Here is an 18,331-nt window from a genome sequence, read left to right as displayed (position 1 = left end):
ATCGCAGTTCTCCCCTCCCTGTTTTGCCTCATGACAGATACAAGAGCTGTGCCAATGTTTCCAACCTGTCGATGAGTGGATACAAAAAAGCCCGCGGTCCTGACGGGCTGCGGGCTTTCTGTAAGGCGAAACGGGGAAACGTTTGCGAGGCTGATTATGCAATCAACTCAAGCTGTTACAACCCCACTCACTCGTTGTGCGGCGCGGGCTGCTGTTGGGTAAGACAGTGGATGTTACCGCCGCCCAGTAACAGTTCGCGGCCCGGCACCATCACTACTTCATGTTGCGGGAACAGGCTCTGCAAAATCTCTTTGGCCGGGCCGTCCAGCGGATCGTCGAAGCTCGGCGCGATAATGCCGCCGTTGACGATCAGGAAGTTCACGTAGGAACCGGCCAGACGAACGGTAGGATTGCGTTCCTGAGTGCCGTCCACCGGATCGACACCCGCGCACTCTTCCTCGGTCGCATACAACGGCCCCGGAATCGGCATCTTGTGCACCGTGAATGGGCGACCTTTGGCGTCGGTGCTGCTTTCCAGCACTTTCATCGCCGCCTGGCAGCGCGGGTAGTTCGGGTCCAGCGGGTCATCGGTCCAGGCCAGCAATACTTCGCCCGGACGCACGTAGCAGCAGAAGTTATCCACATGCCCGTCGGTTTCGTCGTTGAACAAACCGTCCGGCAGCCAGATGATTTTATCCACAGCCAGATTCGCGCTGAGCACCGCTTCGATGTCTGCACGGTTCAGGTGTGGATTGCGATTGCGGTTGAGCAGGCATTCTTCGGTGGTAATCAGCGTGCCTTCGCCATCGACGTGAATCGACCCGCCTTCGAGCACGAAGCCCTCAGTGCGGTAGCGTTGGCTGCGCTCGATCTCGAGAATCTTGCCGCCAACCTGGGAATCGCGATTCCAGGGCGAATACAGACCACCATCAAAACCGCCCCAGGAGTTGAAATCCCAGTTCACGCCACGGACTTCGCCACTGTTATTGATGACGAAGGTCGGGCCGGTGTCGCGAACCCAGGCGTCATCGCTGGACATCTCGACCACGCGGATATTCGGCACGTCGAGTCGGGCGCGGGCGTTTTCATATTGGCCGGCGGAAACCGCCACGGTCACCGGTTCAAAACGGGCGATGGCCTTGGCCACAGCGACGTGCGCGGCTTGCGCGGGTTTGCCGCCCAGGCGCCAGTTGTCCGGGCGCTCGGGCCAGATCATCCAGGTCTGGGTTTGTGGCGCCCACTCGGCAGGCATGTAGAAGCCGTCGGCGCGTGGGGTGCTGTTTAAAGTGGTCATGCGGTCAGGACTCCAGGGAACCGTCGAGGGTTTTGAGCGCATTGTATAGGTTCGGGCGACGATCACGGAACGAGCCCCATGCGCTGCGGATGTGCTCCAGTTCGTCGAGGTCGAAGCTTTGAACCAGCACGCCTTCTTCGGTCTGGTTGAGTTCCTGGACCTTCTCGCCGAACGGGTTGGCGATGAATGATGAACCGTAGAAGGTAATGTCGTAGCCGTCCTGCTCTTCGTTGCCGATGCGGTTACTGGCGATCAGCGGCATCAGGTTGGCGCCGGCATGGCCTTGTTGCACGCGTTGCCAATGGTCGCGAGACGAGATGGTTTTATCGTGCGGCTCGCTACCGATGGCGGTCGGATAGAACAGGATTTCCGCACCGAGCAACGCCATGCTGCGGGCGCATTCCGGGAACCACTGGTCCCAGCAGATGCCCACGCCGATTTTTGCGTAGCGCGTGTTCCAGACTTTGAAACCGGTATCGCCCGGGTTGAAGTAATACTTTTCGTGGTAGCCAGGGCCGTCCGGGATGTGGCTTTTCCGATAAATCCCGAGGTTGGAACCGTCGGCATCGATAATTGCGATGCTGTTGAAACGCGCGCGGCCGGCCAGTTCGTAGAAGCTGATCGGCAGCACTACTTGCAGCTCCTTGGCGACTTTCTGGAAGTGCTTGATGGCGACGTTGTCTTCAACGGTCGTGGCCAGTTGCAGGTAGTGCGGGTTCGGCTTCTGGCAGAAGTACGGCGCCTCGAACAATTCCTGGATCAGGATGATCTGCGCACCTTTGGCCGCGGCCTCACGGACCAGTTTCTCGGCAGTCTCGATATTGGCTTCGAGGTCCCAGGAACAAGCCATCTGGGTGGCGGCGACGGTAACGATACGGCTCATGAATCATCTCCAGGTCTTTTTATTGGTAGGCATGGCGACTTTATAGCCGATAAATATCGGCTTTAGAAGTTTAAAAAATGCCTTCCGTCTAAATTTACCGAGAAAAAGCCGATAACAATCGAACTATACACAGTCCCTGTGGGAGCGGGCTTGCTCGCGAAAGCGTCGGATCAGTCGACATCCAAGTTGAATGAACGACCGCTTTCGCGAGCAAGCCCGCTCCCACAGGGGATGGGTGTTTACAGGTCTTCTGCGAGCACTTTCGAGAGCATATCCACAAAGAAATCCACACTCTGGCGCGAAGTCACCATCGGCGGTTTGATCTTGAGGACGTTCAGGAAGTCCCCCGTCGGCTGCATGAAAATCCCCAGTTCGCGCAGGCGATCACACAGCGCCGTGGTTTCTTCGGTCGCCGGCTCCAGGGTTTCGCGGTTGCGGATCAGCTCGACGCCCAGGTAGAAACCGGAACCATGCACCGCGCCCACCAGAGGGTGAATATCGATCAGCGCTTCAAGCCGTTCCTTGAAATAGCCGCCGACGATCTGCGCGTTTTCCCAGAGCTTTTCTTCTTCCATCACATCCAGCACCGCCATGCCGATCTGGCAACTCACCGGACTGCCGCCCGCCGACGAGAAGAAATACCCCTCGGCCTCCAGCGCTTCGGCAATTTCCCGGCGGGTGATCACCGCGCCCAATGGCTGGCCGTTGCCCATGCCCTTGGCCATGGTGATGATGTCCGGCACCACGCCCTGCTCTTCAAAGCCCCAGAAGAAGTGGCCCATGCGTCCGTATCCGACCTGCACTTCGTCGGCGATGCACACGCCGCCACGAGCGCGGACCAACCCATACACCTGCTGCAAATACCCCGGCGGCAACGAGATCCCACCCGCATTGCCATACACCGGTTCACAGATGAACCCAGCCAACTGTCGATTCTGCCCGGCGATTTTCGCCAGGTTGTGTTCAACGCTGCGCACGTAGTCCGGCGCGCTGTCCGGACCACGGAATTCGCCGCGATAGGTGTTCGGCGCGGTCACCGGGTGCACCCAGTCCGGGCGGCTGCTCAAGGCCTTGGGATTGTCGGCAATCGACGTCGACACCGCGTCCGCGCCCACCGTCCAGCCGTGATACGCCTCGAGTACGCTGAGCATGTCGCGCCCGCCGCTGTAGGCCCACGCCAGGCGAATCGCCAGATCATTGGCCTCACTGCCACTGTTGACCAGGAAGACGCGGTCCATGGAATTCGGCGCCAGCTTCAACAAACGCTCGGAGAACTCGGCCACCGCCGCGTAGTTAAACCGTGAGTTGGTATTGAGCAGCGACCACTGGCGGCTGGCGACGGCGGCCATGCGCGGGTGACCGTGGCCGAGCACCGCGACGTTGTTGAGCATGTCGAGGTAGGAACGGCCCTGCATGTCGATCAGGTGATTGCGCCAGCCGCGTTCGATGCGCGGCGGATCAACGTAATAGTGTTTTTGGGTGCGGGCGAAACTGGAGTCGCGCCGCGCGAGCAAGGTCTGCGAATCGAGTTCTTCTTCAGCGTCACAGGCCAGCCCCAGCAGTGCCGCCGGTGACGGACACAACGCTTGCCAGGCCAATGCCCGCGACGGCGTGCAAAACAGCGGCGCATTGAAAGAAGCCCCCCGGCACAACTGCACGATCAGCGGTCCGCTGACCGAGCCCAGCACCTGGCCTTTGACCAGCGCCGCACCGGTGTGCAGCGACGGGGCCACGCCCCACAGGCGCACGCTCAGTTGCGGACCGTCCAGTTGCAACACGCCCGCCAACGGTTGGTGGACGACTCCGGCAAACGGGGATTCGACCGCCGTACCAACAGGCACGCGCAACTCCACGTGCAAAGGGCAGGTGTCCGGTTCAGAGGCGCTGTCCGGCCGAGTGCGGGACAACCGGTATTGGCCATATCGACTGGCCGCCAGACCATGGGCCGCGGCGGCTTCTGTCAGAAGACGCTGATCGATTCCTTCCTGCTCCCAGTTCCCCGCCTCGAAATGCGGGCTGAGCACGCCCAGATCGATCAAGGCAAATTCCCGACCGACCAGGCTCGGCAGCAACGGCGCGAAACCTTCACTGCCGATACTGGGCAGGGCGTGGCCAACGGCGGTCAGAATCGCCGCTTCCATCAATTCCAACGGCACCGAGGTGGCCACGCGGAAGATTTCCCACTCGTGGGTCAGGTTGTCGCGACTGTACTCATTGCCAGGATCAATGCTGACCTGCTGCTCGCCACTGAGCACCAACACCGCCGCGCGGGCTACGATCAACGGCCACAGCGCCTGCAGTTCTTCAGGCTGCAACGGATTGATCGCGTGGTAAGCCTGAACCGCCGGCAGGATATAGAACGGGTCGCCATCGGCGTGGTGCAGCAACGCCGCGCAGGTCACCGACAGATCGGTAATGCGCCAGGTCCGAATCAGATCACCGAAATCGATCACGCCTTGCAACTGCCACTGGCGCTGCGAATCCCGGCGCCAGACCACGTTGTCGTCGGTGATGTCCATGTGAATCGCCTGCACCGGCAGCTTCGCCACCAACGGCAACAAGTGGCGTTCGGCGTGTCCGGCGGCGTCGGCAATCAATGCGCGTTGTTGCTCATCCTGGATGACGGGCAGCAGATGGGTGATCAATGCGTTGGCGTGGCGGGCGTCCCATTGCAGCGTGCGTTCAAGCCCGGCATGGTCGAAACCGGCCAGGGCCAGGTCCATTTCACCGCAGAGCCGGCCGAAACCGGCGACCACCGCACCCGGCAAATGATCAAGGTGAGTCAGCGACTGGCCTTCGATGTAATCCAGCAGGCGCACATGCACGGCCTGACCGCCGACTTCCAGGGACAGCAGGTCTTCACCGTTGTTGGCAGCGATCACTCGCGGCACCGGCACGTCGGAATGTTCGGCCAAATGCTTGAGCCCGGCGTGCTGGGCCTGCAACTCCAGCGCCGAGTAATCGCCCCGGCAGATTTTCAGGACGAAACGCCCGCGATCACTGTCGACGCGGAAATTGAGGTCCTGCTGGCTACCCAGGGACTGCAACGACCCGCTCAACCCGTAATGTGCCTGCAACAGCTCTAGTGCTTGCTCCGCAGACACTTGCGGGCTGGGCAAACTGGCGCGGTGAATCAACGTGGCGAGCGGCATACAACGACCCCTGAGATTTTATTAGGCGCTTATATCGCCACTGCCCGGAGCGTTTCGCAACCCCCCAACCTGATCGGCGCCAATCAAAAGACAATCGCAGCACTCGCACCAGCCGGCACTTTGCGCAAGAATGTCGCCCATCGACGCCTATTGCTGGAGAACCCCATGAATGTAGTCACCACCGACCTGCCCGGTGTTTTGATCATCGAGCCCAAGGTATTTGGTGACGAGCGCGGCTTCTTTTATGAAAGCTTCAACGCCAAGGCTTTCGAAGAAGCAACCGGCCTGAACACACAGTTCGTTCAGGACAACCATTCCCGCTCGCAAAAAGGCGTACTGCGCGGCCTGCATTACCAACTGGAAAACACCCAGGGCAAACTGGTTCGCGTCACCGCTGGCGAAGTACTCGACGTGGCAGTGGATATTCGCCGCAGCTCGCCACACTTCGGCAAATGGGTGGCGGTACGCCTGTCCGCCGACAACCATCGGCAACTGTGGATCCCGGAAGGTTTCGCCCACGGCTTCGTGGTGCTGAGCGAGTTCGCCGAATTCCTCTACAAAACCACCGACTACTACACGCCGTCCGCCGAGCGCGCCATTCGCTGGGATGACCCGGACCTGGCCATCGACTGGCAACTGGACGAAGCGCCGCAGTTGTCCGGCAAGGATCAGGTCGCCGCGTTCTTCAAGGACGCTGACGTCTTTTCCTGAAGTGTTGTCTGAATCTTCGCCACAACGGCGCGTCTGACCCAAGGTGCGCAGACTGCGCCCGCAACCCTAGGCATAATGCGCCTGTCCCCCCAGGCGCTCGATGCTTATGACTCCGACCCTCCCCCGCAGACCTCGCTGGCGCAGTCTCGCTCTGCTTGCCTTGTGCCTGGCGCCGTTGCTGTGGCCGTTGCAGCATCTGGCCGAGCGCTATTACCGCAGCGAACTGGCCGGGCAGAATCGTCAGACCCTCGACCTGTATGTCGCCAACCTGCTGGGCACCCTGCACCGCTACGAAGTGCTGCCGCAGATCCTCGGCGACCTGCCCGCCCTGCGCGCCGTGCTCGGTGCGCCTGACGACGGCGTCACCCAGGGCAACGCCAACCGCCTGCTGAAAAACATCAGCGCCCAGACCGGCGCCGAAGTCATGTACCTGATGGACACCAGCGGCAAAACCCTGGCGGCGTCCAATTGGGATAAACACGACAGTTTCGTCGGGCGTAATTTTTCCTTCCGGCCGTACTTCAGCGAAGCCATGGCCGGACGTCTCGGTCGCTTTTTCGGGCTGGGCACCACATCGGCCAAACGCGGTTACTTCTTCGCCGCCGCCGTGCGTGAAGGCGAAAAAGTCATCGGTGTGCTGGTGGTCAAGGTCGACCTCGATCACACCGAAAGCCTCTGGGGCAAAACCCCGGAACAACTGCTGCTGACCGACCACAACGGCGTGGTCATTCTCACGTCACGGCCCGAGTGGCGTTTTCGCTCGACCCGCGCCTTGAATGACGAAGAGAACAAGGCAATCAGCGCGATCCAACCCTACCCGACCCGCGATCCCAAGCCGCTGAGGCTCAACCCCAACGAGTGGCTGACCCAGACTCAGTCGATTGCGGAAACCGGCTGGAACGTCAGCATCCTTGCGCCACGCACCTTGATTGACCGCCCGGTGCGCACGGTCGTGGCCATCGGTGGCGCGACGCTGCTGGTGTTGATGTTGTTGCTGGGCTTGATGATGCAGCGCCGCCGCCATTACCTTGACCGAATCGCGTTTGAAGCCAAGGCCCGCCGCGAGCTCGAAGGCCGTGTGGCCGAACGCACCAGCGACCTCGAAGGCCTCAACCGACGCCTGAAGCAGGAAGTGCTGGAGCGCGAACAGGCCCAGCAGGAATTGGTGCGCGCCCAGGATGATCTGGTGCAGGCCGGCAAGCTCTCGGCACTGGGGACAATGTCCGCAAGCATCAGCCATGAACTCAATCAGCCGCTGGCGGCGATCCGCAGCTACGCGGAAAATGCCGAAGTGCTGCTCGATCACCAACGCACCGACGATGCCCGGGGCAACCTCAAGCTGATCAGCGAACTGACCGGGCGCATGGCCTCGATCATCGCGCATCTGCGCGCTTTCGCCCGTCGCGACCGCCACGCCCCGGAAAGCGTCGCGCTTCAACCGGCGCTGGACGATGCGCTGGCGCTGTTGGCCAAACGTCGGCGGGGCATGGAAGTCGAGCTGATCCGTGACCTCCCGGCCGCCACCCTGTGGGTCGAAGCCGGGGAAACCCGTTTGCGCCAGGTGCTCGGCAACCTGCTGGCCAACGCGCTCGACGCCCTGACCGAAAAAGGTCCGCCGCGTAAACTCTGGTTGAGTGCCCAATCCACCAGCGAGGGCGTCAACCTGTACATTCGCGACAACGGCCCCGGGTTTTGCCTGGAAGCGCTGGGTCGCGCCGGCGAGCCCTTCTACACCACCAAGACCCGCACTCAGGGCCTTGGGTTGGGGCTAGCGATTTGCGACACGCTGATGCGCGCCTTCGGCGGTGAACTGTCGTTCGCCAACCACAAGGAGGGCGGCGCCCTGATTACTCTGAAGCTACGCGCCGGCGCGCCGGGTGTGAGCCTGCAACCGTCCGAGGACCGAAGTGCATGACCATCGATAACCGCATCCAGGTCGTGTTGATCGACGATGATCCCCATTTGCGTCAGGCCCTGAGCCAGACCCTGGACCTGGCTGGCCTGAAAATCCTGCCGCTGTCCGAAGCCAAAGGCGTGGTCGGGCAACTGGAACGCGACTGGCCGGGCGTGGTGGTCAGCGACATCCGCATGCCGGGCATGGACGGTCTCGAACTGCTGACCGAACTGCACGCCCAGGACCCGGAACTGCCGGTGCTGCTGATCACCGGCCACGGCGATGTGCCGCTGGCAGTGCAGGCAATGCGCGCCGGGGCTTATGACTTCCTCGAAAAGCCCTTCGCCAGCGACGCCCTGCTCGACAGCGTGCGCCGCGCCCTTGCGCTGCGCCGCTTGGTGCTGGACAACCGCAGCCTGCGTCTGGCCCTGAGCGATCGCAATGAATTGAGCACCCGACTGGTCGGGCAATCAGCGCCGATGTTGCGCCTGCGCGAGCAAATCGGTGCCCTGGCGGCGACCAAGGCCGACGTGCTGATCCTCGGCGAAACCGGTGCCGGCAAAGAAGTGGTGGCGCGGGCGCTGCACGACTTGTCGAGTCGTCGCAACGGTCCGTTCGTGGCAATCAACGCCGGGGCTTTGGCCGAGTCGGTGGTGGAAAGCGAGCTGTTCGGTCACGAGCCCGGCGCGTTTACCGGCGCGCAAAAACGCCGCATCGGCAAGTTCGAATTCGCCAACGGCGGCACGCTGTTCCTCGACGAAATCGAAAGCATGAGCCTGGATGTGCAGGTCAAATTGCTGCGCATGTTGCAGGAACGGGTGGTCGAGCGCCTCGGCGGCAATCAGTTGATCCCGCTGGACATCCGCGTGATCGCTGCCACCAAGGAAGACTTGCGCCAGGCCGCCGACCAGGGCCGTTTCCGGGCCGACTTGTATTACCGCCTGAACGTCGCGCCGCTGCGCATTCCACCGCTGCGCGAACGTGGCGAAGATGCGTTGATGCTGTTCCAGCATTTCGCCGACGAAGCCAGCGCCCGCCACGGCTTGCCGCCCCACGAACTGCAACCGGGGCAACGGGCCTTGCTGCTGCGTCACTCCTGGCCGGGCAACGTGCGCGAACTGCAAAACGCCGCCGAACGCTTTGCCTTGGGCCTGGAACTGGCCCTGGACAATAGCGCACCGGACGGCGGCGTCAGCACCACGGTGGAAGTGATCAGCGGTGGTCTGAGCGAGCAGGTGGAAAACTTCGAAAAATCCCTGATTGCTGCCGAACTGGCGCGCTCGCACAGCTCGGTGCGCAGCCTCGCCGAGGCCTTGGGCATTCCGCGCAAGACCTTGCACGACAAACTGCGCAAGCATGGGCTGAACTTCGCCGGCAGCGGCGCCCACAGCCATACTGACGAGCTCGATTGAGCTACCGTCAAACCATCATCTTCAAACAAGAGGCCGTGAATGAGCCGCGACAGTCGTCACCTGGAATCCGTTCTTCATCACGACATTCCCCTGACGCGGGAGATGGGCGTCAAAGTACTCGACTGGCACGACCAACAATTGCGCCTGCATTTGCCGCTGGACCCCAACGTCAATCACAAAAGCACCATGTTCGGCGGCAGCCTGTATTGCGGCGCCGTTCTGGCCGGTTGGGGCTGGCTGCATTTGCGCTTGCGCGAAGAGGGCATTGAAGACGGGCACATCGTGATTCACGAAGGGCAGATCAACTATCCGCTGCCGGTGACCAGCGATGCCATCGCGATTTGCCAGGCACCGAGTGCGGCGGTCTGGAAGAAGTTTCTGGCGATGTATCAACGCTATGGCCGGGCGCGGCTGGCGCTGCATTCGCGGGTTGTGAATGTGGGGAGTGAGGACGATGCGGTGACGTTTACGGGGCAGTACGTCCTGCACCGTTAAGGTAAAAGATCGCAGCCTCGTTTAACTCGACAGCTCCTACAGGGTGCGTATATCTCTGTAGGAGCTGTCGAATGAAACGAGGCTGCGATCTTTTGATCTTTCAGGCCCGAGCCAACGCCAACAACTTCTCGCGCCACGCTGCCTTCGCCGGCAACGCCAAAAAGAACTCATTCAGCAGCGATTCCCGCGCCGGATAACAAAACGGCGCGCCGCTCAAATCCAGCACCTCACCACCCGCCCCTTCCAGCACACCTTGCGCTGCCGCCGTGTCCCACTGGGAGGTCGGCGCCAGGCGTGGATAACAATCCGCCGCCCCTTCCGCCAACATGCAAAACTTCAACGAACTGCCGAAATTGGCCAACTGCAACTCACCCAGGCTTTCGCTCAACCCCGCCAACAACCGCTCCTGCTCAGGACTCGAATGCCGACGGCTGGCAACCACCGTAAACGCCTCACCCGCCGCCGGTACGTCACGCACCTGAATCGGCAGCGGCGTTGCGCCTTGATCGCCACGCCATGCGCCCAACCCGGCACCACCAACGTAGAAGCGGCCATTGGTCGGCATCGACACCACGCCAAACACCACGCGGCCCTGTTCGATCAACGCGATGTTGACGGTAAATTCTTCACTGCCGGAGATAAATTCCTTGGTCCCGTCCAACGGGTCCACCAGCCACCAACGCTGCCATCCGGCGCGCACGCTCTGGGGAATGTTGGCGTCTTCTTCGGACAGCACCGGGATGCTCGGGTCCAGCGCCGTCAGCCCGGCCAGAATCACATGGTGGGCGGCCAGGTCCGCCGCAGTGACCGGTGAATCATCGGATTTGGCGGTCACCGCGGTGCCGGTGCGCCAGAACGGCAGGATCGCTTCGCCGGCCTTCAATGCCAGTTCAACCACTGGCGCCATCAACGGATGGGGAAAATTCAACTTCATGGCAAAAACACCCCACGTTGGGTCAGTAAGTCACGGGCCAGATACAACGCCGCCAAGGCGCGGCCCTCAGTGAATTGCGGGTTCTGGGCCAGGGCCGAGAGTTCGCGCAGGTTGACCTTGTCCACCCGCATCGGCTCGGGCTCGTCACCTTCAAGGCTTTCTTCGTACAAATCAGTGGCCAAAACCACCTGGATCTTCTGGCTCATGTAACCGGGCGACAATGATAGCTCAGTCAGATGCTCCAACTGCCGCGCGCCATACCCGGCTTCTTCCTTGAGCTCCCGCTCGGCTGCTGCCAGCACGTCTTCGCCGGGCTCGATCAAGCCTTTGGGCAAGGACAGTTCATAGGCTTCGGTGCCACCGCAATATTCTTCAACCAGCACCGCGTGGTCCGCATCGAGCATCGCCACGATCATCACCGCGCCATACCCGACGCCTTTGCCGACCAGACGTTCATAAGTGCGCTCCACGCCATTGGAAAAGCGCAGTTGCAGCTCTTCGACGCAGAATAAACGGCTGGTGGCGACAATCTCGCGGGCGAGTACGGTGGGTTTCTGGCGCATGAAAAGCTCCTTGGCGTGAACGCGTTACTATACCCGGCCTATCCTGATTGTTTACCTCGGATATCTTTTTTACCGCTGGAGAAGTTTTTTATGTCCCTGCTGCCCTGGCGCGACATCGACACCGTTCTGCTGGATATGGACGGCACGCTGCTGGACCTGCACTACGACAACCATTTCTGGATGGAACACCTGCCCCAGCGGTATGCCGAGTTGCATGGGGTGAGCCGGGCCATGGCCGAGATGGAATTACAGCCGCTGTTCGAGCGCAACGCTGGCCAATTGCAGTGGTACTGCCTGGACTTCTGGAGCGCCGAGCTGAAGATTCCGGTGCGCGAACTGAAACTGGAAACCGCACACCTGATCGCCCTGCGCCCGGATGCGGATACGTTTCTGGCGGCAATCAAACAGGCCGGCAAGCGTGTGGTGTTGATCACCAATGCCCACCGCGATTCGCTGTCACTGAAGCTGGAACGGATCGAACTGGCGCCGTATTTCGAACGGTTGATCAGCTCCCACGATTACGGGTTTGCCAAGGAGAACCCGCAGTTCTGGGATGCGTTGCAGGCGGATATCGGTTTTGACCCGGCGCGCAGTCTGTTTATCGACGACACCTTGCCGATCCTGCGCAGTGCGCGAAATTTTGGCGTGGCGCATCTGTTGGCGGTGAGCGAGCCGGACAGTCGCAAAGGGCCGAAGGACACGGCGGAGTTTGCGGCGGTTGGGGATTATCGCGAACTGATTGCGGGGCTCTAGACCGAGTCGTCTGCTTCGCGGGCAAGCCTTGCTCCTACAGGTTATGCGCCAATTTCGCGGCACATATAAAACCTGTAGGAGCGAGGCTTGCCCGCGAAAGCGATCTCAAGGTTACTCAGGAATCCGCAACGACTGCCCTGGATAGATCTTGTTCGGATCCTTGAGCATCGGCTTATTGGCCTCGAAGATTTTGTTGTACTTGTTGGCGTCGCCATACACACGCTTGGAAATCGCGCTGAGCGTGTCGCCCTTCTCGACCGTGACAAACTTCGCTGGCGTGGCTACCGGCCCGGTCACGGTGATCTGGTCGTCCACGCCGCTGATACCGGCCACGTTACCGAGGGCCAACAGGATTTTTTCTTTCTCTTCCTGACTGGCGGCTTCGCCCGTGGCAATGATTTTCTCGCCTTCGACCTTCACTTGAATCTTGGAAGTGTCGATGCCCGTCAGTGCATCCTTCACATGCTTGGTCAGCGCCTCGCTATTGGCTTCGGCCTTGTCCGGCGTCAGCGCATCGAGGATTTTTTCTCCGGCATCTTTTAAAAAGCTGAAAAGGCTCATCGTGTTCTCTCCATGGGATAAGGGTCCAGACGCAAAAGACTAGACCAGACTCCCGAAGCCCGGTTCCCAGCCGACCAATGACCCCACACCGCGCAAGCGCTAGAATCGCCAACCCTGCCCACGCCCTGGAGCGAAGATGGACATCAAGCAGCTCAAATTCCTCATCGCCCTCGACGAAACCCGGCACTTCGGCCAAGCCGCCGCGCGCTGTCACATTACCCAGCCGACCCTGTCCATGCGCCTGCGCAGCCTCGAAGAAGAACTCGAGTTGCCACTGGTCAATCGCGGACAGCGTTTTGAAGGCTTCACCGCGCCGGGCGAGCGGGTGTTGGCCTGGGCGCGCACGGTGCTGGCGGCTTATGACGGCTTGCAGGCCGAAGCCGCGGCCTGTCGCGGCAATCTGGTGGGTACGTTGCGCCTGGGCGTGGTGCCGCTGTCGAGTTTCGATCCGCTGCCCTTGATGCAGCGCTTGCACGCCGAACACCCGAACCTGCGCTTCGAACTGTCGGCCCTGAGCTCCGAGCAGATCCTCGAACAACTGGCCAACAATCGCCTGGACCTCGGCGTCTCCTATCTGGAACGTCTGGACGGTGAGCGCTTCGACTCCCTGACCTTCAGCGAAACCCGCATGGGCCTTCTCTACGACCAGCGTTTTCACACGTTCACCGAGGCGCCGCTGAGTTGGGAATCGCTGATCGAACTGCCCCTGGGCATGCTCACCAGCGGCATGCACTTTCGCCAGTCCATCGACCACAACTTCCACAGTCGCGGGCTGACGCCCCAGCCATTGCTGCAAACGGATGCGGTCCATCAATTGTTACAAGCGGTGCACGGCGGATTCTGCTGCGCGGTGATGCCGCTGGACGGTGGCCTGGAAAATCTCACCGATCATTTGCGCCTGCACCCCATCGAAAACGCGCAAACCCTTAGCCGGCTTGGGTTGATCATGCGTCGCAGCGCCCCGCGCTCAGCGTTGGCGGAGGCCTGTTTCGCGATCTATCAGAAATCGCAGACGGAGTCTTGATCGACGTCATCTATCGGCAGATCAGTAATAGCGATTAGACGCGACAAGTTGACGCGCATAGGCTTAGAGCTGATCAAACCGTCGGTGATGCCATGAACGCCAAGCGCCCTACCAGCGCGGCGCCCGCACTTGAAACGCCCGCGCCCGCCGCCAGCCAGACCTACAGTTACAGTGACCTTCAGTACACCGAATCGGCCAGCACCGCGCTCGCCGAGGAAGTCGCGTTGGCGATCGCCTACAACGGCATCAGCCAGGCTGTGATGCTGGTCACCCCGACAGACCTTGAAGACTTCATCGTCGGCTTCAGCCTCGGCAGTGGCATCATCGAAGACGCTACCGACATCTATGACTTGCAACTGACCGGCGAAGGTTCGGCGCAATACGCGCAAGTGACCATCGCCAACCGCGCGTTCTGGAACCTCAAGCAGCAACGTCGGCAACTGGCCGGCACCAGCGGTTGCGGGCTCTGCGGCGTGGAAGCCGTCGAGCAGGCGTTGCCCGACCTCAAAGTGTTGCCCGGCGCTCCGTTACCACCCGCCGAATGGCTCGACGGTTTGCGCCAGCGTATCGGCGCGTTCCAGCCGCTGGGCCAGCATTGCGGCGCCGTGCATGCGGCGGTGTTCATGAACAGTCAGGGTGAGTTGCTGCTGGGCCGCGAAGACATCGGCCGACACAACGCTCTCGACAAGTTGATCGGCGGGTTGATCCGCCAGAACATCCCGACGGCCGGCGGCCTGGCGATTGTCACCAGCCGTTGCAGCCTCGAATTGATCCAGAAAGTATTGCGCGCAGGCATCCAGACCCTCGTCAGCCTGTCGTCGCCCACGGGCCTTGCCGTGCAATGGGCCCGTCGCCATAACCTCAATCTCATCCACCTGCCGCAAAAAAGTGCGCCGCGGGTCTACAGCCCTGCGTTGGAGAATCAAGCGTGAGTCAACACAATCAAGCCGACCAGACACCCGTTCCGCGTTACAAGCCCTACAAAGGTCCGGCCGGTGGTTGGGGCGCGCTGGCCAGCGTTGCCCGGGCCTGGTTGACCAGCGACAACGCGCTGAAAAACCTGCGCATGATGCTCAAGACCAACAAGAACGGCGGGTTCGACTGTCCCGGTTGTGCTTGGGGCGATTCCAAGGAAGCCGGCATGGTGGCGTTCTGCGAGAACGGCGCCAAAGCGGTGAACTGGGAAGCGACCAAACGGCGTGTCGATGCCGCGTTTTTCGCCAAGCACAGCGTCAGTGCATTGCTGGAGCAAAGTGATTATTGGCTCGAATATCAGGGCCGTTTGACCGAGCCGGTGTGCTACGACGCTGAAACCGATCGCTACAAGCCGATCAGTTGGGAAGCGGCGTTCGCCTTGATCGCCAAACATTTGCAAGGTTTGTCGAGCCCGAACCAGGCCGAGTTCTACACCTCGGGCCGCGCCAGCAACGAAGCGGCGTACCTGTATCAATTGTTCGTGCGCACCTACGGCACCAACAACTTCCCCGATTGCTCGAACATGTGCCACGAAGCCAGCGGCGTGGCGTTGTCGCAAAGCGTCGGCGTCGGCAAAGGCACGGTGACCTTCGACGACTTCGAACACGCCGATGCGATTTTTGTCTGGGGCCAGAACCCTGGCACCAACCACCCACGGATGCTCGAACCCCTGCGTGAAGCAGTGAAGCGCGGTGCGCAAGTGGTGTGCATCAACCCGCTGAAAGAACGTGGGCTGGAACGTTTCCAGCACCCGCAACACCCGATCGAAATGCTCACCAACGGCGACAAGCCGACTAACACCGCGTACTTCCGTCCGGCCTTGGGCGGCGACATGGCAATCATGCGCGGCATGGCCAAGTTCCTGCTGCAATGGGAGCGCGATGCGCAAAAGGCCGGCGAGCCGGCGGTGTTCGACCACGACTTCCTCAATGAACACAGCGTCAATGTGCTGGAATACCTGGGCATCGTCGACGACACCTCGTGGGAGCAGATCGTCGAGCAATCCGGCTTGCCGCTGGTGGAAATCGAGCAAGCGGCGCGCATGTACGCCAAAGGCAAGAACGTGATCATGTGCTGGGCGATGGGCATCACCCAGCATCGGCATTCGGTGGCGACCATCCAAGAAATCGCCAACCTGATGCTGCTGCGCGGCAACATCGGCCGGCCCGGCGCCGGTCTGTGCCCGGTGCGCGGCCACAGTAACGTGCAGGGCGACCGCACGATGGGCATCAACGAGCGTCCGCCAGTCGCGTTTCTCGATTCCCTGGAACGCCGCTTCCAGTTCAAGGTGCCGCGCGAAAACGGCCACAACGTGGTCGAGGCGATTCACGCCATGGCCGAAGGCCGCGCCAAAGTCTTCATCGGCCTGGGCGGCAACTTCGCCCAAGCCACCCCGGACAGTCCGCGCACTTTCCAGGCCTTGAGCAATTGCGACCTGACCGTGCAGATCAGCACCAAGCTCAACCGCAGCCATTTGGCTCATGGTAAAGATGCGCTGATCCTGCCGTGCCTGGGCCGCACCGACATCGACATCCAGACGGAAGGCCCGCAAGCGGTGACCGTTGAAGACTCGTTCAGCATGGTCCACGCCTCCAACGGCCAGTTGCAGGCACTGTCGACCCAGATGCGTTCGGAGCCGGCGATCATCGCCGGCATCGCCGCCGCGACCCTGGGCAGCAAACCGGTGGACTGGAACTGGCTGGTAGCCGATTACGACCGCATCCGCGACCTGATCGCCGATACCATTCCGGGCTTCCGCGACTTCAATGTGCGGGTCAAGCACCCGGGCGGGTTCTACCTCGGCAACAGCGCCGGTTCACGCAAGTGGAACACGCCGTCGGGCCGGGCCAATTTCCGTCCGAACGTCCTGCCCAAAGACCTGGTGCACGAACGCACCCGCGCCACAGGTGTATTGCCGGACCTGATCATGCAATCGATGCGTTCCCACGATCAGTACAACACCACGATTTATGGTCTGGATGACCGTTATCGCGGGGTGAAAGGTCAGCGGGATGTGTTGTTCGTCAACGAGGCGGACATCATTCGTTTGGGCTTCAAGCCAGGGCAAAAGGCTGACATCGTTTCGATTTGGGATGATGGCCGTGAGCGTCGAGTGAAAGGCTTTACGCTGCTGGCGTTTGATATTCCTGCCGGGCAGGCGGCGGCGTATTACCCGGAAGTGAACCCGCTGGTGCCGCTGGAAAGCACCGGGGACGGCAGCCATACGCCGACATCGAAGTTTGTGGCGATCCGGTTGGAAATGGCCAGCGAGACCGGGTTGATTTTCGCGAAGTCGGCGTAACGCGGCAGCAGGTCCGGCCTCTTCGCGAGCAAGCCCGCTCCCACATTGGAATGTATTTCAATGTGGGAGCGGGCTTGCTCGCGAAAGCGGTGGATCATGCAATGAATCTCTCGAAGCTAATACTTTCCAATCACCCACAAAAAAGGCCGTTTCTGCAAAGAAACGGCCTATCCGAAGTAGCTAAAGACCGGCAAAAAAGCCTTAAGTTCCGCCCAAAAAACAGTAACTTATAGAATTGTGTACAAGTCGTGTTACTCGTCGGATTTCGATTGTCACAATCAGGACACAGCCTCAGGATCGCGCCGTCATCCCCTTGAGGTTCCTCTATGAAGTTCTCCTCGATTCTCTTGTTGTCCCTTAGCCTGGCCAGTGGCTTTGCTTCTGCCGGAGGCACCACCGAAGCAGGTGTGGGCGGCGCATTGGGCGGGGTTTTGGGCTCGGTCGTCGGTCAGTCACTAGGCGGCAACACAGGTTCCACCATCGGCGCGGCCCTGGGCGGCGCGGGTGGTAGTGCCGTCGGCGCAGACAAACGCAGCCGTGGCGAAGCCGCCATTGGCGGTGCGTTGGGCGCAGCGGGCGGTAACGTGGTCGGTCGCAGCCTGGGCGGCGGCACCGGCAGCTTGATCGGCTCCGCAGCAGGTGGCGGCGCCGGTGGTGCACTGGGTAACTACATGGGCAACAAGAGCGATGAGGATGACGATCGTCGTTCCTATCGCGGCGGCCGTGATGATCGTCGCTACTATCGTGACGGCCATCCGGGTCGTGGTCATGCCTACGGCCATCGCAAGCATCACAAATACTATCGCCATCGCTGATTGCTGATTACCCGGCAAGCAGATCAAAAGATCGCAGCCTTCGGCAGCTCCTACAGGTGAACACAAATCCCTGTAGGAGCTGCCGAAGGCTGCGATCTTTTCGTTTCAAACCACCAACCGCTCCAGTGCCCCGCGCAACCCGGCGGGAATCGCCACCGGCTCATTCGACGCCCGATCCACAAACACATGCACGAAGCGCCCGGCCGCACAGGCCTCATCGTCCCCTTGCTTGAACACCGCCAGTTCGTACTGCACCGAGCTGTTGCCTAACTTGCCGACCCGCAGGCCGATCTCGATGCGATCCGGGAAAGCGACGGACGCAAAGTAATCGCACGCCGAACTCACCACAAAACCCACAACTTCACCGTCATGGATATCCAGCCCGCCGACTTCGATCAGGTAGGTGTTCACCGCCGTGTCGAAAAAGCTGTAATAGGTGACGTTGTTGACGTGACCGTAGGCATCGTTGTCGTGCCAGCGAGTGGTGATGGGTTGGAAGTGCGGGTAGTCGGTGCGTAGGGGCATCGGGTTGGACATGGGTGTCGGTTCCTGGGATTTGATGG

Annotated in this window: 16 protein-coding genes and 1 pseudogene; 10 read left to right on the top strand and 7 right to left on the bottom strand. The window is 61.0% G+C overall.

Translation table 11 applies throughout. The features are described from left to right. Nucleotides 1–187: 187 nt before the first annotated feature. Together aguA and aguB are read right to left on the bottom strand one after the other, a co-directional pair. Nucleotides 188–1,294 carry an agmatine deiminase gene (gene aguA, locus HB680_RS30290; protein ID WP_213941965.1) on the bottom strand — a complete coding sequence of 369 codons (1,107 nt, stop codon included), beginning with the start codon at nt 1,292–1,294 and terminating at the stop codon, nt 188–190. A gap of 4 nt (nt 1,295–1,298) precedes the next feature. Beyond that, nucleotides 1,299–2,177 carry an N-carbamoylputrescine amidase gene (gene aguB, locus HB680_RS30285; protein WP_213941964.1) on the bottom strand — a complete coding sequence of 293 codons (879 nt, stop codon included), beginning with the start codon at nt 2,175–2,177 and terminating at the stop codon, nt 1,299–1,301. 111 nt (nt 2,178–2,288) lie between these two features. Between aguB and HB680_RS33170 the strand changes: the two are divergent. After that, nucleotides 2,289–2,405 (top strand): annotated as a pseudogene (locus HB680_RS33170) (metal ABC transporter ATP-binding protein); the annotation flags it as partial. 11 nt (nt 2,406–2,416) lie between these two features. Here HB680_RS33170 and HB680_RS30280 read toward each other — a convergent pair. Beyond that, nucleotides 2,417–5,329 carry an aminotransferase gene (locus HB680_RS30280; protein WP_213941963.1) on the bottom strand — a complete coding sequence of 971 codons (2,913 nt, stop codon included), beginning with the start codon at nt 5,327–5,329 and terminating at the stop codon, nt 2,417–2,419. Between the two features lie 165 nt (nt 5,330–5,494). On the opposite strand from HB680_RS30280, the gene rfbC reads away from it, so the two are divergent. From rfbC to HB680_RS30260, 4 genes are all read left to right on the top strand, one after another. Then, nucleotides 5,495–6,040: a dTDP-4-dehydrorhamnose 3,5-epimerase gene (gene rfbC / locus HB680_RS30275; RefSeq protein ID WP_213941962.1), complete on the top strand. Its 546-nt coding sequence runs from the start codon at nt 5,495–5,497 to the stop codon at nt 6,038–6,040. A gap of 106 nt (nt 6,041–6,146) precedes the next feature. Next, nucleotides 6,147–7,955 carry an ATP-binding protein gene (locus HB680_RS30270; protein WP_213941961.1) on the top strand — a complete coding sequence of 603 codons (1,809 nt, stop codon included), beginning with the start codon at nt 6,147–6,149 and terminating at the stop codon, nt 7,953–7,955. Continuing rightward, nucleotides 7,952–9,346 carry a sigma-54 dependent transcriptional regulator gene (locus HB680_RS30265; protein WP_213941960.1) on the top strand — a complete coding sequence of 465 codons (1,395 nt, stop codon included), beginning with the start codon at nt 7,952–7,954 and terminating at the stop codon, nt 9,344–9,346. The genes HB680_RS30270 and HB680_RS30265 overlap by 4 nt, the downstream gene beginning before the upstream one ends. 39 nt (nt 9,347–9,385) lie before the next feature. Next, a complete protein-coding gene (locus HB680_RS30260; RefSeq protein ID WP_213941959.1) occupies nt 9,386–9,841 on the top strand; it encodes a YiiD C-terminal domain-containing protein in 456 nt (151 codons plus the stop codon). 100 nt (nt 9,842–9,941) lie between these two features. Here HB680_RS30260 and cysQ read toward each other — a convergent pair whose 3' ends face one another. Together cysQ and nudE are read right to left on the bottom strand one after the other, a co-directional pair. After that, nucleotides 9,942–10,775: a 3'(2'),5'-bisphosphate nucleotidase CysQ gene (cysQ, locus tag HB680_RS30255; RefSeq protein ID WP_213941958.1), complete on the bottom strand. Its 834-nt coding sequence runs from the start codon at nt 10,773–10,775 to the stop codon at nt 9,942–9,944. Continuing rightward, on the bottom strand, nt 10,772–11,338 hold the full coding sequence (nudE, locus tag HB680_RS30250) for an ADP compounds hydrolase NudE (RefSeq protein WP_213941957.1): 567 nt from the start codon (nt 11,336–11,338) through the stop codon (nt 10,772–10,774). Before nudE ends, cysQ begins: the two co-directional genes overlap by 4 nt. A 90-nt stretch (nt 11,339–11,428) precedes the next feature. On the opposite strand from nudE, the gene yrfG reads away from it, so the two are divergent. Then, a complete protein-coding gene (gene yrfG, locus HB680_RS30245; RefSeq protein WP_213941956.1) occupies nt 11,429–12,091 on the top strand; it encodes a GMP/IMP nucleotidase in 663 nt (220 codons plus the stop codon). A gap of 111 nt (nt 12,092–12,202) precedes the next feature. On the opposite strand, the gene lysM is transcribed toward yrfG, so the two are convergent. Then, complete coding sequence (gene lysM / locus HB680_RS30240) at nt 12,203–12,652, bottom strand: peptidoglycan-binding protein LysM (RefSeq protein WP_054047738.1); 450 nt, start codon at nt 12,650–12,652, stop codon at nt 12,203–12,205. Nucleotides 12,653–12,788: 136 nt separating this feature from the next. Between lysM and HB680_RS30235 the strand changes: the two genes are divergently transcribed. The 4 genes from HB680_RS30235 (at nt 12,789) to HB680_RS30220 (ending at nt 17,768) form a co-directional block, all read left to right on the top strand. After that, a complete protein-coding gene (locus HB680_RS30235; RefSeq protein ID WP_213941955.1) occupies nt 12,789–13,676 on the top strand; it encodes a LysR family transcriptional regulator in 888 nt (295 codons plus the stop codon). Between the two features lie 92 nt (nt 13,677–13,768). Next, a complete protein-coding gene (fdhD, locus tag HB680_RS30230) occupies nt 13,769–14,608 on the top strand; it encodes a formate dehydrogenase accessory sulfurtransferase FdhD (protein ID WP_213941954.1) in 840 nt (279 codons plus the stop codon). Next, nucleotides 14,605–16,953 carry an FdhF/YdeP family oxidoreductase gene (locus HB680_RS30225; RefSeq protein ID WP_213941953.1) on the top strand — a complete coding sequence of 783 codons (2,349 nt, stop codon included), beginning with the start codon at nt 14,605–14,607 and terminating at the stop codon, nt 16,951–16,953. Before fdhD ends, HB680_RS30225 begins: the two co-directional genes overlap by 4 nt. Before the next feature lie 326 nt (nt 16,954–17,279). Beyond that, a complete protein-coding gene (locus HB680_RS30220) occupies nt 17,280–17,768 on the top strand; it encodes a glycine zipper domain-containing protein (RefSeq protein WP_213941952.1) in 489 nt (162 codons plus the stop codon). Nucleotides 17,769–17,873: 105 nt separating this feature from the next. Here the strand turns inward: HB680_RS30220 and HB680_RS30215 are convergent, their stop codons facing one another. Further along, a complete protein-coding gene (locus tag HB680_RS30215) occupies nt 17,874–18,305 on the bottom strand; it encodes a thioesterase family protein (RefSeq protein ID WP_213941951.1) in 432 nt (143 codons plus the stop codon). Nucleotides 18,306–18,331 lie beyond the last annotated feature (26 nt).

This window comes from Pseudomonas sp. dw_612 (assembly GCF_018449725.1).
Taxonomy (GTDB): Bacteria; Pseudomonadota; Gammaproteobacteria; order Pseudomonadales; family Pseudomonadaceae; genus Aquipseudomonas.
The sequence above is the reverse complement of the archived record's forward strand: the minus strand, read 5'-3'. Positions and strand labels throughout refer to the sequence as shown.

What these genes read in the sequence shown, in the direction of transcription:
- nudE (WP_213941957.1), bottom strand. Translation starts at nt 11,338, where the DNA reads ATGCGCCAGAAACCCACCGTACTCGCCCGCGAGATTGTCGCCACCAGC.
- HB680_RS30215 (WP_213941951.1), bottom strand. Translation starts at nt 18,305, where the DNA reads ATGTCCAACCCGATGCCCCTACGCACCGACTACCCGCACTTCCAACCC.
- lysM (WP_054047738.1), bottom strand. Translation starts at nt 12,652, where the DNA reads ATGAGCCTTTTCAGCTTTTTAAAAGATGCCGGAGAAAAAATCCTCGAT.
- HB680_RS30280 (WP_213941963.1), bottom strand. Translation starts at nt 5,329, where the DNA reads ATGCCGCTCGCCACGTTGATTCACCGCGCCAGTTTGCCCAGCCCGCAA.
- aguA (WP_213941965.1), bottom strand. Translation starts at nt 1,294, where the DNA reads ATGACCACTTTAAACAGCACCCCACGCGCCGACGGCTTCTACATGCCT.
- HB680_RS30235 (WP_213941955.1), top strand. Translation starts at nt 12,789, where the DNA reads ATGGACATCAAGCAGCTCAAATTCCTCATCGCCCTCGACGAAACCCGG.
- aguB (WP_213941964.1), bottom strand. Translation starts at nt 2,177, where the DNA reads ATGAGCCGTATCGTTACCGTCGCCGCCACCCAGATGGCTTGTTCCTGG.
- HB680_RS30260 (WP_213941959.1), top strand. Translation starts at nt 9,386, where the DNA reads ATGAGCCGCGACAGTCGTCACCTGGAATCCGTTCTTCATCACGACATT.
- fdhD (WP_213941954.1), top strand. Translation starts at nt 13,769, where the DNA reads ATGAACGCCAAGCGCCCTACCAGCGCGGCGCCCGCACTTGAAACGCCC.
- cysQ (WP_213941958.1), bottom strand. Translation starts at nt 10,775, where the DNA reads ATGAAGTTGAATTTTCCCCATCCGTTGATGGCGCCAGTGGTTGAACTG.
- rfbC (WP_213941962.1), top strand. Translation starts at nt 5,495, where the DNA reads ATGAATGTAGTCACCACCGACCTGCCCGGTGTTTTGATCATCGAGCCC.
- HB680_RS30270 (WP_213941961.1), top strand. Translation starts at nt 6,147, where the DNA reads ATGACTCCGACCCTCCCCCGCAGACCTCGCTGGCGCAGTCTCGCTCTG.
- yrfG (WP_213941956.1), top strand. Translation starts at nt 11,429, where the DNA reads ATGTCCCTGCTGCCCTGGCGCGACATCGACACCGTTCTGCTGGATATG.
- HB680_RS30220 (WP_213941952.1), top strand. Translation starts at nt 17,280, where the DNA reads ATGAAGTTCTCCTCGATTCTCTTGTTGTCCCTTAGCCTGGCCAGTGGC.
- HB680_RS30265 (WP_213941960.1), top strand. Translation starts at nt 7,952, where the DNA reads ATGACCATCGATAACCGCATCCAGGTCGTGTTGATCGACGATGATCCC.